13 protein-coding genes are annotated in these 12,197 nt (G+C 72.4%); 7 read left to right on the plus strand and 6 right to left on the minus strand.

What is annotated here, in order from left to right:
• Window positions 1–2 precede the first annotated feature (2 nt).
• The gene (locus tag OG587_RS20070; protein WP_329092488.1) at window positions 3–1,373 is read left to right on the plus strand and encodes a damage-control phosphatase ARMT1 family protein; all 1,371 of its coding nucleotides are present in this window, start codon (window positions 3–5) and stop codon (window positions 1,371–1,373) included.
• A gap of 33 nt (window positions 1,374–1,406) precedes the next feature.
• Here the strand turns inward: OG587_RS20070 and OG587_RS20075 are convergent, their stop codons facing one another.
• From OG587_RS20075 to OG587_RS20090, 4 genes are all read right to left on the minus strand, one after another.
• Window positions 1,407–2,072, minus strand: coding sequence for an AIM24 family protein (locus OG587_RS20075; RefSeq protein WP_329092490.1), 666 nt, complete (start codon window positions 2,070–2,072; stop codon window positions 1,407–1,409).
• 159 nt (window positions 2,073–2,231) lie between these two features.
• Complete coding sequence (locus OG587_RS20080) at window positions 2,232–2,888, minus strand: DUF47 domain-containing protein (RefSeq protein WP_329092491.1); 657 nt, start codon at window positions 2,886–2,888, stop codon at window positions 2,232–2,234.
• Window positions 2,885–3,865, minus strand: coding sequence for an inorganic phosphate transporter (locus OG587_RS20085; protein WP_329092493.1), 981 nt, complete (start codon window positions 3,863–3,865; stop codon window positions 2,885–2,887). The genes OG587_RS20080 and OG587_RS20085 overlap by 4 nt, the downstream gene beginning before the upstream one ends.
• A 64-nt stretch (window positions 3,866–3,929) precedes the next feature.
• Complete coding sequence (locus OG587_RS20090) at window positions 3,930–4,121, minus strand: hypothetical protein (protein ID WP_329092495.1); 192 nt, start codon at window positions 4,119–4,121, stop codon at window positions 3,930–3,932.
• Between the two features lie 209 nt (window positions 4,122–4,330).
• Here OG587_RS20090 and OG587_RS20095 point away from each other — a divergent pair, with 209 nt between their 5' ends.
• The 6 genes from OG587_RS20095 to OG587_RS20120 all read left to right on the plus strand — a co-directional run bounded on the left by OG587_RS20095 (window position 4,331) and on the right by OG587_RS20120 (window position 10,558).
• Complete coding sequence (locus OG587_RS20095) at window positions 4,331–5,023, plus strand: RibD family protein (RefSeq protein ID WP_329092497.1); 693 nt, start codon at window positions 4,331–4,333, stop codon at window positions 5,021–5,023.
• A 1-nt stretch (window position 5,024) separates the two neighbouring features.
• Window positions 5,025–5,492 carry a dCMP deaminase gene (locus OG587_RS20100; RefSeq protein WP_329092499.1) on the plus strand — a complete coding sequence of 156 codons (468 nt, stop codon included), beginning with the start codon at window positions 5,025–5,027 and terminating at the stop codon, window positions 5,490–5,492.
• 535 nt (window positions 5,493–6,027) lie between these two features.
• Complete coding sequence (locus tag OG587_RS20105) at window positions 6,028–7,263, plus strand: glycosyltransferase family 9 protein (protein WP_329093923.1); 1,236 nt, start codon at window positions 6,028–6,030, stop codon at window positions 7,261–7,263.
• 34 nt (window positions 7,264–7,297) lie between these two features.
• Entirely contained in the window at window positions 7,298–8,332 is a 1,035-nt protein-coding gene (locus OG587_RS20110; protein ID WP_329092501.1) for a glycosyltransferase family 9 protein, read from the plus strand.
• Window positions 8,329–9,354 (plus strand): UDP-glucuronic acid decarboxylase family protein, encoded by a 1,026-nt coding sequence (locus OG587_RS20115; RefSeq protein ID WP_329092503.1) that lies wholly within the window; start codon window positions 8,329–8,331, stop codon window positions 9,352–9,354. The genes OG587_RS20110 and OG587_RS20115 overlap by 4 nt, the downstream gene beginning before the upstream one ends.
• Before the next feature lie 10 nt (window positions 9,355–9,364).
• The gene (locus OG587_RS20120) at window positions 9,365–10,558 is read left to right on the plus strand and encodes an RNA-guided endonuclease InsQ/TnpB family protein (protein ID WP_329092505.1); all 1,194 of its coding nucleotides are present in this window, start codon (window positions 9,365–9,367) and stop codon (window positions 10,556–10,558) included.
• Between the two features lie 158 nt (window positions 10,559–10,716).
• Here the strand turns inward: OG587_RS20120 and OG587_RS20125 are convergent, their stop codons facing one another.
• A complete protein-coding gene (locus tag OG587_RS20125; RefSeq protein WP_329092507.1) occupies window positions 10,717–11,451 on the minus strand; it encodes a hypothetical protein in 735 nt (244 codons plus the stop codon).
• Window positions 11,452–11,566: 115 nt separating this feature from the next.
• On the minus strand, window positions 11,567–12,070 hold the full coding sequence (locus OG587_RS20130) for a GNAT family N-acetyltransferase (protein WP_329092509.1): 504 nt from the start codon (window positions 12,068–12,070) through the stop codon (window positions 11,567–11,569).
• Window positions 12,071–12,197: the final 127 nt, after the last annotated feature.

Below are 12,197 nucleotides of genomic sequence, written 5' to 3' on the forward strand. Positions count from 1 at the left end.
AAATGGCAGACGGTGATTCCCGGCAGGGGTCCGGAGGGCCCGCGGCGCCGTACGGTCCGCCGGAGTTCCTGAGCGACGTCCCCGGGTCCTATCCGTGGCGGGTCCTTCATGAACGGCACCCCGCCCTGATCGAGCGGGTCCGCGCCGCCACGCCGTACGACGCCGGTGTGAACCGGGCACTTGACCTGCTGCTGGAGGAGATCGAGGGGGTCATCGAGCCGCTCGGGGACACCGCGCACGACCGTGACCTGTGGGAGAGCTGGGACCGGGGCCACATCGGGCGGCGGTGGGACGACGCGCCGTTCCTGTGGGCGGAGAGTTACTTCTACCGCAGGCTCCTGTCCGCGGTCGGCTACTTCGGGCCCGGCCCGTGGCGCGGCGTCGACCCGTTCGAGCCCTTCAAGCAGGCCGAGCTGCTCGGCGAGGCCGTCGACGAGGAGCTCCGCGAGCTCGACGCCCTGGCCGACCTGCCCTCCGCCGAGCGGGCCCAGGCACTGACCCTGAGGGCGCTGTGGGGGAACCGGGCCGACCTCGTGTTCCGGGTCGCGGCCGGTCCCGAGCTCGCCGGGCGGGAGTCCGGGCTGGTCGCCGACGACAGCGCGCTCCTGTGGTCACTCGTCGGCGGCGACGAGACCGGTGTTCCGGGTGTTCCGGGTGCCTTGGACGTCTCGGACGTCTCGGACGTTTCCGGGGGCGGGTCCGGCCGGGCGGCGGGTGGTGCCGGTCGTGTGACGGCGGGCTCTCCCGGGGGCGCGGGTCGTGCGACGGCGGATTCCCCCGGGGGCGCCGGTCGCGGGGGTGCCGCGCGGATCTGCCTCGTCGCGGACAACGCCGGGAGCGAGCTGCTGCCCGACCTCGTCCTGATCGACCACCTGCTGCACGCCCGGGGGACCGGCGAGGTCGTCCTGCACGTCAAGCCCCTGCCGTACTACGTGTCCGACGCCACCCCGGCCGACGTACTAGCCTGCCTGCGACGGATGTCGGCCGTGGGCGGCGAGGCGGGAGAGATCGCGGGGCGGCTGCGGGCGGCGCTCGGGTCGGGGCGGCTGCTCGTACGGGCGCACGCCTTCTCCTGCGCGCCCCTGCCCTACCGCGAGATGCCGTTCGGCCTGCGGGAGGACTTCGCGTCCGCGTCACTGACGATCATGAAGGGTGACCTGAACTACCGTCGCCTGGTCGGCGACAGGGCCTGGCCGCACACCACCCCGTTCGCCGAGGCCACCGCGTACTTCCCCGGCCCGGTCGCGACGCTGCGCACCCTGAAGTCCGAGGTCGCGGTCGGCCTGGACGGCGACGTGGTCAAGGCTCTGGAGGCCACCGGCCGCCCCTGGCTGACCACCGGCGCCCACGGCCTCATCCAGGCCAGGCCGTAGGCGAACGGGCCGATTGTTTCCCGGTCCGGGTCGTCAGGCGGACTGGGGGACGATCGGGCCCTCGCTCGCCTGGACGAGGACGAAGCCCTCTCCCTTGAACGCGAGCTGCGCGGCCTCGCCGCTGCCTCGCCCGATCAGCGCCCCCGCCTTCATCGTGCGGTTGACGCCCACGTGCAGCCCCGCGCTCCAGCACACCGCGGACTGGCTGTCGGCGAAGGTCGGCGCCTGGGAGGTGTCGAGGAGCACGGGGGCGCCGTGCGCGGTGACCGCCACCCAGCCGGTGCCCTTGAGCGTGGTGTTGAACAGGCCGCCGGTGGCGACGCCCGCTCCCTGGACGCGCTGGATGTCCCAGGTGAGCTGGGGGTCGAAGGCCAGCAGGTTGGTGCCGTTGACGGTGAGCGCCTCGTCCTCCAGGTAGAACAGGTGCACGTCGTCGGCGTTGGCGGCGAAGAAGATCACGCCCTGCCCGCGGACGCGCATCAGCGGGGCGCCCTCCCCGGAGACCATCTTCTTCAGGAAGCGGCCGACGCTCCCCGCACCCTCGTAGTCGAAGTCCATCTGCCCCTGAAAGGCGACCATCGCCCCCTGCCGGGCCAGCACCTCTCCGCCCAGCCGCACCCGCAGCATCTTGGTGTTCTGCAGGGCGAAATGGTCGGGGAGCCGGTCCTGGTCAAGGTTGCCGAAGAATGAGCTACGCACGGGAGATGCCTCTCAGCGTCAGGGACGTCACACGGTGGATGGTCGCATGTGAAGGACGAACCCGAAGGCGCGGGAGTTCCCGCCCGCCGTTCCGGCGACCCCGCCCGAGCGTCCGCGCCGCGTCCCCGCGGCGCCCGGACGCGGCGCCTCGGGCCGTCCTCAGTGGCTCCGCTTGAGCATCGCGTCCGCGAGCGCGTCGGCGGCCTCGCCGAGTCGCCGGCCCACCGCGTCGAGCCGCGAAAGCAGCTCGCGCCTGCGCAGGGTGTCCATGTCCAGCGGCCCGGCGAACAGCTCGGCGAGCCGAGCCTGGTAGAGCTGGCGGACGCGGCTGCACGCCTTGCGCGTGGCCAGCACGGCCACGGTGACCGAGGCCGGGTCGTCGATCACCTTCAGTACGGCGTCCTCCAGCTCGTCGAGGCCGTCGATCACCGCCCGCAGCGGCTCGGCCGCGAACCGCAGATCCTCCGGCCCGAACAGGTCGATCTCGCGCACGTGGTCGCGCAGCTGGTCCAGCACGTCGTCGATCGAGCGGGAGAGCCTGAACAGGTCCTCCCTGTCGATGGGGGTCGCCAGCACCCGCCGCAGGATCCGTACCAGCTCGGCCCTGGCCTCGTCCCCCTCGTGCTCCACGTCGGCCATCCGGGCACGCGCAGCCGACCGCTCGATCTCGCCGGACGCGACCGAACGGGCCAGCTCGGCCCCCGCCCGCGCGATGGCGACCTGGTCCCGTACCAGCCCGACGATCCGCCGCCCCGACCTGCCGCGCAGGTCGTCCCAGGCGCGCGCGAACCTCCGGGGCCGTCCCTTCGCGCTCACAGCAGCCTCAGCGCGAGACCGCCGAGACAGCCAAGCGCCATCGACGACGGCAGCGTGACCAGCCACGCCGTACCCACGTTCACGACATCCTGCCATCGCACTCTCCTCGCTCCCTCACTCGTCGCCGCGCCGACCACCCCCGCGGTGATCGACTGGGTCATGCTCACCGGGCTTCCCAGGGCCGAACTGCCGAGGACGGCGCCGGTGGCCGCGGTCTCGGCGGAGACGATGTGCAGCGGGCGGGTGATGACCACCCCGCGGCCCAGCCGGCCTCCGACGCGGATCAGGCTCGCCAGGGCACCGGCGAGGAAGAGCGCCACGAGGGCGGCCATCCACACCGGCGGGACCTCGACGGGCCCCACCCCGCCGAGCCCGTCGCGGCTCACGCCGATCGCCACGCTCACCACCGCGATCATCTTCTGGCCGTCGTTCACCGCGTACGCCACGCACTGGGCCGAGTAGGCCAGCAGGTGGGTGGTGAACACCAGCCGAGGCATGCGGCGGTAGGACGGCACGCGGTGTGACACGGCTCCCAGCAGGTAGCCCAGGATCAGTCCGGCCAGGGGCGCGCAGGCCCCGATCGTCAGGACGGTGCCCAGGTCCCGCCACGACACGGGGAGCCCGGCGCCGAGTCCCGCGCCGCTGATGCCGCCGATCACCGCGAGGGTCAGGCTGGTCGGCAGGCCCCGGCCGGTCAGCACCGCGACCACCGCGACCGCGATCACCACTCCCACCAGGAACGCCGCCGCGCCGCCGCTCGTCCCGAGCCCGGCCAGCCGCTCGGTGAACGTGCGCGCGACCGCGACTCCCAGGAGGTACGGGACGGCGAAGAGCACGGCCACGAGGAGTACGGTGACCGCCCAGCCGGGGGAGCGGGGGAACCTGAGCCCGAGACCGATGATGGTGGCGCCGTCGTTGGCCCCGCTGGCCAGCACGAAGAGGATCGCCACGGCGGCGAACGCCAGGGTCCACCCCATCAGAGGTGGTACCGCCGTCCGTGCCCCGCGCCCGCGCGGCACTCGCGTGCCGGGTGGCTCGCCGTCACGCCTCTCCCTCGCCCCGGAAGGCGCGGGTCGCGTGGGCGGTGCGGAAGGCGCGGGCGGCGTGGACCGTGCGGGTGGCGCGGGCGTGCGAGGTGCCGGTGTCGTGGAGGCGGTGGCCGGTCTGCCCGCGAAGCGGGCGAAGCGGGCCTGGAGGGCGCCCGTGACCACGTCTCAGGGAACTCGCACGCATTTATGCCCCTTCATTTGGAAAGCTTCAGTTTTAGGTTAACAGAGGGTAAACAATCGGGGAATTACTATCGACTTACAGATGACATCCCGTATTCGCCGACACGCGATCGATCGGGACCCGCCGGGCGGGACGCGCGGGGCGGGCCTCGCCGCGGGCGGGCGGGACGGGAGTTGTTACGATCGGCCGGTGCCCGACCGGGGAGGTGGAGGGTGGGCGAGCGCCCGTACGTGCTGCTGAGCTGCGCGATGTCCGTCGACGGATACATCGACGACGGCACGCCGCGACGGCTCCTGCTCTCCAACGACGAGGACTTCGACCGGGTCGACGCGGTCCGCGCCACCTGCGACGCGATCCTGGTCGGGGCGGGAACCGTCCGCCGCGACGATCCCCGGCTCCTGGTCAGGTCACCGGAGCGCGCGCGGGAGCGTGCCGCGCGCGGCCTGCCGCCGTCTCCCGCGAAGGTGACGCTCACCGCCACCGGAGACCTCGACCCGGGCGCCGCCTTCTTCACCGCCGGTGACGCGGAGAAGATCGTGTACGCCGCGTCGGCGGCCGTGGCGAAGCTCGCCGACCGTCTCGGCGGGGCCGCCGAGGTGGTCGACGCCGGTGACCCGGGTGCCCCCGGCGATGCGGTCGGTCTCGGCCGCGTCCTCTCGGACCTGCGCGGGCGGGGGGTGCGCCGTCTGATGGTCGAGGGCGGCACCTCCGTCCACACGCGCTTCCTGCGGGAGGACCTCGTGGACGAGCTCCACCTCGTCGTCGCCCCGTTCTTCGTCGGCGACCCCGCGGCCCCGCGTTTCGTACTGGGCGGGGACTTCCCCCGCGACCGCCGTCGCAGGATGGACCTGGCGGAGGTCCGCAAGATGGGCGACGTCACCCTCCTGCGCTACCGGCTGGCCTGACATGCCGTCCACCGGAGAGGCCGGGATGAGCGACCACGACTGGCTGGAGCTGGCGTGCGACCTGGCGAGGTCGTGCCCGCCCTCGGAGACGGCCTTCTCGGTCGGCGCCGTGGTCGTCTCCGCCGACGGCGAGGAGATCTCCCGGGGATACTCGCGGGAGGGCGATCCGCGGGTCCACGCGGAGGAGTCGGCGCTCGGCAAGATCTCCCCGGACGACCCCCGGCTGGCCGGTGCCACGGTCTACAGCAGCCTGGAGCCGTGCAGCGCGCGCCGGTCGCGTCCCAGGACCTGCACCCGCCTGATCCTGGACAGCGGCGTCCGGCGCGTGGTGATGGCGTGGCGCGAGCCGCTGGTCTTCGTCGACTGCCACGGGGCCGAGGAACTCGCGGCGGCCGGGGTGACCGTGCTGGAGATCCCCGAGCTGGCTGACCGCGCCCGCGAGCCCAACGCCCACCTTCTCCCCGGCTGACCGTCTCCCCGGTCACCCCGTCCCGTATGGACCTCTGTCCCGTACGGACCTTTGACCCGTATGGAGCCCTGACCTGTACGGACCTCTGTCCCGTACGGACCCCCTGGCCAACTGATCATCCGGGTCGTCCGGATCACCTTGGCCGTCCGGTCGTCAGGGGTCGCCCGGTCTCGTTCGGGGCGGCTCGGTCCCGCTCAGTTCCGCTCGGTCCCGCTCGGTTCCGCTCGGTTCCGCGAGGGAGATCACCGTCGCGGTGAACCGCCTCGTCGTGCGGCCTCGTTACCCGATCGACGGGTCAGATAATCATGAGAATGATTACTTATAGTGATAAAAGTAATCGCATAATCCTCTCAACTGCGCTTATATACGATTTTTCGGTTTGTGTGGCCGCTCCTCTCGGTAGTCATTAGATATCGAACGAGAGGCCGAGCACCATGGGATTTCTCGGAAAAAACGTGACATTTCATGATCCGTCGGCCGGTCCCGTGGTCAACGGGGAGGTCACCACTGTCGTGACGCGGCCCGGGGAGCGATGGTGACCGGCACCGTTCTCGTCGCCCGCATGGACAGGGCCGGCGACGTCCTGCTGGCGGGGCCCGCGATCCGCGCGGTGGCCGCGGGCGCGCGGGAGGTCGTGCTGCTGATCGGACCGTACGGCCGGGCCGCCGCCGAGCTGCTGCCCGGGGTGTCGCGGGTGGTGGAGTGGCGCACGCCGTGGATCGACGCCGCCGCGCCACCCGTGACCAGCCCGCACGTCCTGAGGTTGCTGCGCGTCATCCGTGACGTGGCCCCCGAGCAGGCGCTGATCCTCACCTCGCTCCACCAGTCTCCGCTGCCGCTGGCCCTGCTGCTCAGGCTGGCGGGTACGACGAGGATCGCCGCGATCTCCGCCGACTACCCCGGCTCGCTGCTCGACGTGCGGCACGTCGTCGACGAGGATGTGGACCTGCCGGAGCCCGAGCGCATGCTCGGGCTGGCCGGCGCGGCGGGATTCGAACTCCCCGAGGGGGATCAGGGCGGCCTCGCCGTGCGGCGCCCGCTGCCCGACGTCGGCCACCTCACCGGGGCGCCGGGCTACGTGGTCCTGCACCCCGGCGTGTCGCTCCCGGCCAGGGCGTGGCCGGAGGAGAGCTGGGCACGCGCGGTCCACGACCTGGTCCGCTCGGGCCGCAGGGTCGTGGTGACCGGCGGCCAGGACGAGCGGGGACTCACCGCGCGGATCGCCTCCGGCGCCGGGCAGCACGGCCTGTCGCCGGGCCCCCTCTTCGCGGGCGGCTGGATGGGGGGCGGCCCCGTCCGCCTGCGCGGCTGGGAGGTGGACGAGCCGGCCTTCACCGAGGGCTGGGTCGACGGGGAGTCCGCCGCGACGGGCGGCCGGGGCTCGGACGGCCCCTCGGCCCCGCGCGGCGGGCGGCCGGGTGGGCGCGGGGGAAGGTCCGTCGTCGACCTGGGCGGCAGGACGACCTTTCCCGAACTCGCCGCGGTGCTCGAAGGAGCGTGCGCGGTGGTCGTCGCCGACGCCGGCCCCGCCCACCTCGCGGCGGCGGTCGGCACACCGGTCGTCAGCCTGTTCGCCCCCGTGGTCCCCGCCGGGCGCTGGGCGCCGTACGGGGTGCCGACCGTGATCCTCGGCGACCAGCAGGCCCCCTGCAGGGCGACGCGGGCCGGGACCTGCCCGGTCGCCGGTCATCCGTGCCTGTCGTCGGTGTCGAGCGCGCGGGTCGTCGAGGCGGTCGACCGCCTGACATTCGTGAAAGAGGCCGTCACATGAGGATCGCCCCGATGCTCACGAAAGAGGCAGTCAGATGAGAGTCCCCCCGGTACCGGACCACGCGAGCCCCCTCGAGGCCGTCGCCGACACCGACGCCGGAGGGCGGGGTGTCGATGTCGCGGGACCCGTGGAGGACCGGCCGGTCATGGTGGTGCTGCGCGGGCTGGGGCTGGGGGACCTGCTCACCGTGGTCCCGGCCCTGCGCGCCCTGCGGCGCTCCCACCCCGGCCACCGGATCGTGCTGGCCGCACCCTCCGCGCTGGCGCCCCTGGTGCCGCTGATCGGCGGGGTGGACGAGATGTGCGACGTGTCCGGCCCCGGTCACGTACCGCCGCTCGGCCGGCGCGTCGACGTCGCCGTCAACCTGCACGGCGGCGGCCCGCACAGCATCGCCGCGCTCCACCGCACCGGCCCGGCGCGGCTGCTGACCCACAGGCACCCCGCCTTCCCTGACGCGTACGGACCGGACTGGCCGGACGGCGTGCACGAGGTGCGGCGCTGGTGCGACCTGCTCGGCTGGTACGGCATCGAGGCCGATCCCGCCGATCTGGAGCTGGAGCGCCCCCACCCCGATGACGAGGGGGCGCGGCCGGTCGTCATCCACCCGGGAGCCGCGTACCCGGCCAGGCGGTGGCCGCCGGAGCGGTTCGCGCTCGTGGCCGCGGAACTGCGGGACAACGGGCACCGGGTCGTGGTCACCGGGAGCGAGAAGGAGCGGGACCTCGCCGAGCGGGTGGCGCTGCTCGCCGGGCTGCCGTCCACGTCCGTGCTCGCCGGGCGCACCGGGCTGCTCGAACTGGCCGGGCTGGTGGCGAGGGCCAGGCTGGTGATCTGCGGCGACACCGGGGTGGCCCACCTGGCGGCCGCCCTCGTCACCCCCTCCGTGGTGCTGTTCGGTCCCGTGGCCCCCGCCCGGTGGGGACCCCCGCGGACGGGACCGCACACCGTCCTGTGGGCCGGGGGTCTCGGTGACCCCTACGCGTACCAGCCCGATCCCGGCCTGCTGGAGATCGGCGTCTGGGACGTCCTCGACGCCGCGGCGCGGTTGACGGAGGTGGGGGTGCGATGAACGGGCGGCGGGTGGTGGTGACCGGCGGTGCCGGGTTCGTGGGGTCGCATCTGTGCGAGCGTCTGCTGGCCGAGGGGGCGGAGGTGGTCTGCCTGGACAACTTCCTGACCGGTTCGCCGCGCAACGTCGGGCACCTGACCGGGCTGCCCGCCTTCCGGCTGGTGGAGTGCGACGTCACCGATTTCGTGCACGTGCCCGGCACGGTGGACCTGGTGTTGCACCTCGCCTCCGCGGCCTCGCCGGTGGACTACCTGCGCCACCCGATCGAGACGCTGAAGGCGGGCAGTCTCGGCACGCTGCACGCTCTGGGACTGGCCGGGGAGAAGGACGCCCGGCTCGTGCTGGCCTCCACCAGCGAGGTGTACGGCGACCCGCTGGAGCACCCGCAGCGCGAGACCTACTGGGGCAACGTCAACCCGGTCGGGCCGCGCAGTGTCTACGACGAGGCCAAGCGGTTCGCCGAGGCGCTGACGACCGCGTACCGGACCTGCCATGGCGTCGACACCGCGATCGTACGGATCTTCAACACCTACGGGCCCAGGATGCGGCCCTACGACGGACGGGCCATTCCCACCTTCGTGCGCCAGGCGTTGCGCGGTGAGCCGATCACGGTGGCCGGAGACGGCGGGCAGACCCGGTCGGTGTGCTACGTCGACGACACCGTCGAGGGGATCCTGGCCCTGGCCCGCGGTGAGCTCACCGGACCGGTCAACATCGGCAATCCCACCGAGCTGACCGTGCTGGCCCTGGCCGAGACGGTCCGCCACCTGACCGGCTCCGAGTCGCCGATCCGCTTCGTCGGCCGTCCCGAGGACGACCCCGAGGTCCGCCGCCCCGACATCTCCCTCGCCGTCTCCGCACTGGGATGGCAGCCGAAGGTCGACGTCATCGAGGGACTGCGCCGCACCATCACCTGGTTCACCGAGTCCCTGCAGCGTGGATGCCCCGTCCTTCAGAACGGGGAAGAATCGCGGAACGGTCGGGCATGGTGGTCTCCGGGTTTTGTCGGGGGGTGTCGGTAGGTTGGTCGGCGTGTCGCGTTTTCGGCTTCAGCCCTCGCCCGCTCAGGAGCGGGTGTTGCTGGAGCATTGCGGGCATGCCCGGTTTGTGTGGAATCTCGCGCTGGAGCAGCACGCCCACTGGAGACCGGGACGCGCCTCGGCGCCGGGGTTCGCCGAGCAGTGTCGTCAGCTCACCGAGGCGCGGGCCGCGTTCGAGTGGTTGGGTGCCGGGTCGGTGACGGTGCAGCAGCAGGCGCTCAAGGACTTTCACCAGGCCATGTCCAACTTCTTCGGTAGAACCCATCGGCGATCCACCTGGCGCAGCCGGGGACGCGGCGAGGGTTTCCGGATCGTCGCGGTCAAGCCGGACGATATGCGCCGGGTGTCGCGCAACGTCGGCGAGGTGAAGATCCCCAAAGTGGGGTGGGTGCGGTTTCGCTGGTCGCGCCCCGTCGCGCAGGCGAGGTCCTACCGGGTCACCCGGGATGCGGCGGGCCGCTGGCATGTCGCGTTCGCCGCGATTCCCGAGCCGATCCCCGCGCCGGGTGCGGGTGGGGTCGTCGGGGTGGACCGGGGGGTGGCGGTGTCGGCCGCGCTGTCCACGGGTGAGCTGCTGAGCGTGCCCGCCCTGCGCGACACCGGGAGGAAACGGCTGCTGAGGCTGCAGCGCAGGCTCGCCAGGGCCAGGCGCGGGTCGAACCGGCGCGCGAAGGTGAAGCTCGCGATCGCCCGTTTGAAGGCTCGTGAGGCTGATCGGCGTAAGGATTGGGTGGAGAAGACCTCGACCGATCTGGCGCGTCGTTTCGAGGTGATCGCGGTCGAGGAGTTGAAGGTCTCCGCGATGACCCGGTCGGCTAAGGGCACCCTTGAGGTGCCGGGCCGTAATGTTCGGCAGAAGGCGGGCTTGAACCGGGGGATTCTCGCCGCTGGGTGGGGTCGGCTCGTGACCCGGTTGGAGCAGAAGGCTCCGGGCCGGGTTCGGAGGATCGATCCGCGTTTCACGTCGCAGACCTGTAACGCCTGTGGGCACCGTGCCGGGGAGAGTCGCGAGAGCCAAGCGCTCTTCTCGTGTGTGGGCTGCGGGCATCGGGTCAACGCCGATGTGAACGCGGCCAGGAACATCCGAGATACCGCCGCGGGGCACGCGGTGGCTGCGCGGGGAGGCTCGCCATTGGGCGAGCCTGCGAACCGTGAACCTCAACGCGACCTCCTCTTCGTGGGGTAGTTGCCGTTGGAATCCCCTGCCTTCAGGCGGGGGAGGATGTCAAGCGGGAGCTCAGCGCGTCGCGGGAACTGGTCCCCCGCTGAGAGCGTCCTATCCCGCTTCCCGCTTCCCGCTTCCCGCTTCCCGCTTCCCGCTTCCCGCTGTACGCGGAACGGCGGTCAGGCGTGGCCGTGGCCGTGGGCGTCGGCGCGGACGAGGCGCAGGAAGGCCTTGAGCCCGGTGATGACCTCGTGGTTGTCGGTGAGGCCGTCCACGGTGTCCTCGAAACGCCGGGCGAGCCCGGTGATCCGGCGCTCCAGGGCCTCGTCGCCGTTCCGCAGGTCGGCGCCGAGCGTCTCGGTGAAGTCCCTGAGCCGCTCGGCCGACTCGGTCAGCGCGGTCACCTCGGCGGCCAGGCCGTCCACCCGGGCGACGAGGGAGACGATGTCCTCGCGAGGGTGGCGAGCCTCGCTCATCAGCGTGGTGACCCGCTCGCGGAGGTGGGACAGGTAGGCGCCCGCCGGGCGGAAGCCGGTGCTCAGCAGGTAGAACCCGGCGAAGTAGTAGCCCACCGAGGCGCCGGAGAAGTAGGTGACGACCGCCAGGAGCGCCGCCGAGACGATGTGCCCGCCGATGGCGAACCGGCGCATCCGCCGGGCGATCTCCAGGGCCTCGGCCTCGTGCCCCTCGGGCACCGCGATACCACGCTCCCTGGAAACGTGGATCTCGTGGACGACCTGGCGTGCCCCGAAGTAGAGGTTCCACGGCAGGGTGAGGAGCACGATCAGCCAGACGAGGCTGATCGCGCCGAGCCCGAGCGACAGGAACGTGGAGAGCGGGACGTGGGCGTACACGAGCAGCCACGCCGCGACCACCGTGGTGACGAGCGCGACCAGGAAAATCCACCATTTCATGATCTGAGCATTTCGAAGATCGCGGAATTCGGGGAGGGCACGCGCACTCAGCCGCCCCTGAGCATTCCTACTCAGATCCGTCCCCCTTCCACGCGGGGAACACCCGGTCCCGGACCTAGCCGGATCTCCAGACGACCTCGCCGTCCACCCTGCCGTCGGTCGGTGACAGGCCCGCGCGACGGGCCACGGCCGACGAGGCGACGTGGTCGGGATGGATGGTGGCGACGATGACGGCCGTGCCGTGCTCCCTGAGCCAGGCGACGAGCGCGACCGCCGCCTCCCCGGCGATGCCACGGCCCTGCCAGGGTGTCCCCACGACCCAGGCCACGACCGCGCGGTCACGGGTGACGGTCGCCTGGACGTAGCCGACCAACCGGTCCGAGCCGCCGTCCGGGTCGTCGAGACGGATCACCCAGTTGAGCCACGACTCGTCCCGGCCGGGAGGAGGGGCGGTGACCAGGCGGGCATAGCGGTCGCGGAGCTGCCGGGGGGTCTCGGGCGAACCGCCGATGAAGGCGTGCAGGGCCGGATCACCGAGCACCTCGGCCATCTCGGCCGCGTGGTGCACCGCGAGCGGCTCCAACGTGAGCCGGGCGGTCCTTACGGGTTCGGCGTTCATGGTCGGACGAGTGTCCCACGAGCACCGGCCGGACGGCGGGACCGGTCACCCGGCGGTGATGAACCCGCGCCGGCCGGACGACGGGGACGGACACGGGCCGGCCGGCGGACACGGGCACGCACCGGTC

Source organism: Streptosporangium sp. NBC_01469 (genome assembly GCF_036227305.1).
Lineage (GTDB): Bacteria > Actinomycetota > Actinomycetes > Streptosporangiales > Streptosporangiaceae > Streptosporangium.

What these genes read in the sequence shown, in the direction of transcription:
- OG587_RS20125 (WP_329092507.1), bottom strand. Translation starts at nt 11,451, where the DNA reads ATGAAATGGTGGATTTTCCTGGTCGCGCTCGTCACCACGGTGGTCGCG.
- OG587_RS20070 (WP_329092488.1), top strand. Translation starts at nt 3, where the DNA reads ATGGCAGACGGTGATTCCCGGCAGGGGTCCGGAGGGCCCGCGGCGCCG.
- OG587_RS20085 (WP_329092493.1), bottom strand. Translation starts at nt 3,865, where the DNA reads ATGGGGTGGACCCTGGCGTTCGCCGCCGTGGCGATCCTCTTCGTGCTG.
- OG587_RS20130 (WP_329092509.1), bottom strand. Translation starts at nt 12,070, where the DNA reads ATGAACGCCGAACCCGTAAGGACCGCCCGGCTCACGTTGGAGCCGCTC.
- OG587_RS20110 (WP_329092501.1), top strand. Translation starts at nt 7,298, where the DNA reads ATGAGAGTCCCCCCGGTACCGGACCACGCGAGCCCCCTCGAGGCCGTC.
- OG587_RS20115 (WP_329092503.1), top strand. Translation starts at nt 8,329, where the DNA reads ATGAACGGGCGGCGGGTGGTGGTGACCGGCGGTGCCGGGTTCGTGGGG.
- OG587_RS20100 (WP_329092499.1), top strand. Translation starts at nt 5,025, where the DNA reads ATGCCGTCCACCGGAGAGGCCGGGATGAGCGACCACGACTGGCTGGAG.
- OG587_RS20090 (WP_329092495.1), bottom strand. Translation starts at nt 4,121, where the DNA reads ATGCGTGCGAGTTCCCTGAGACGTGGTCACGGGCGCCCTCCAGGCCCG.